General features: G+C 74.1%; 2 pseudogenes. Both read left to right on the top strand.

Going from position 1 to position 1423, the window contains the following annotated elements:
- Positions 1-68: 68 nt before the first annotated feature.
- Positions 69-638: pseudogene (locus ABZ281_RS49315) on the top strand (NUDIX hydrolase); the annotation flags it as partial.
- 170 nt (positions 639-808) lie between these two features.
- Positions 809-1423 (top strand): annotated as a pseudogene (locus tag ABZ281_RS49310) (phosphodiester glycosidase family protein); the annotation flags it as partial.

The raw sequence follows: 1423 nt of genomic DNA, 5'->3' as shown, positions 1-1423 counted from the left end.
CGACTCCAGGATCGTCTCGGGCGAGCTGAGGCGTGAGCCGGTCCTTGCGGCGAGCCGCCGCGCAGAGGCTGCGCGTGGTGGGGATCGGCGTCCTCGACGCCCCGGAGGACGACAACAAGGCCTCCTACCGGCTCTTCCGGGTGACCCGGCCGGTCCGGGTCTCCTCCCGGCCGCGCGTCGACAAGCCGCCGCCCGCGCACGCCGCGCTCGGGGTGGGTGCCATCCTGCACGGGCCTCGCGGGCTGCTTCTGGGCCGGCACCGGCGCGGGACGTGGGAGTTGCCGGGCGGGACGGTGGAGCCCGGGGAGTCGTTGCGGGAGACGGTCGTGCGGGAGCTCCGCGAGGAGACGGGACTCGCGGCGCGGCCCGAGGACGTCCGGCTGCTCGGGACGCTGCTGGACGATGCGGGCGGTGTCGTCCGCGTGACCGTGGCCGCCCGGGTCACCGTCTGGCGGGGCGAGCCTTCCGACCAGCCCGGGGAGACTGTGGGGCGCTGGCGCTGGTTCGGCCTGGACCGGCTGCCGGAGGAACTGTTCGTGTGCAGCGCCCAGGCCCTCACCGCCTGGCGGCCCGGCCTGCCGATCGACCACACGCCCGCGCACTACACGCCGTACGTCACCGGAACGGGCGACGACTGAAGCACCCGGAGGGGTGCGTTTTTTCAGCCGTTCCCGCGTAGTCCGCGCTCAGCCACCCTGCCGGACCCCAGCAGTCTGGTGCACTTCCCCCGAGGATCCCGAGAGTTGACGAGGCATCAGGGGGCACGGTGGCAGGTCGTGGCAGGCGACGGGGAGCAGGCAGAGCGGCGCTGGCGTTCGTCGCCGCGTTCGCAGCACTGACCGGTGCGGCGCTGGCGGGGGCGGCTCCGGCCGGCGCCGTCCAGAAAGGCGGACGGATCGCGCCGGGCGTGACGTACGAGGAGTTCGACATCAAGGCGGCGAAGGGGGTGACGCACGCGCATCTGCTGAGGGTCGACCTCGGCAACCCGCAGGTGCGGGTCGATCTGCTGTATCCGGGGGCCGTGGCCTCGCGCGCGCGGGTCTCGGCGATGGCGAACACCCAGGGCGCGGTCGCCGGCGTCAACGGTGACTTCTTCAACATCAGTGAGACGCAGCACCCGGGCGTCGAGGCGACCGGAGCGAGTGTGGGTCCGGCGATCGCGGCCGGGCGGGCGCTCAAGGCGGCTGTCCCGAAGGGCCAGCGTTTCGGGCCTGCGCTGCCGCCCGGCACGACCACCGAGGACGTCTTCGGCGTCGGCACCGACGGGCGGGCGCGCCTGGACCGGCTCGCACTCGCCGGTTCGGTCCGTACGGCCGAGGCGCAGCTGCCACTGGGCGGGCTCAACCAGTACGCGCTGCCGGTGCGTTCCGTCGGCGCGTTCACCACCGAGTGGGGCAGCGTCTCGCGGGAGCGCGCCACGTGC

This window comes from Streptomyces sp. NPDC006265 (assembly GCF_040613555.1).
In the GTDB taxonomy this organism is placed as follows: domain Bacteria; phylum Actinomycetota; class Actinomycetes; order Streptomycetales; family Streptomycetaceae; genus Streptomyces.
This window is presented reverse-complemented; position numbering and strand designations above follow the sequence as displayed.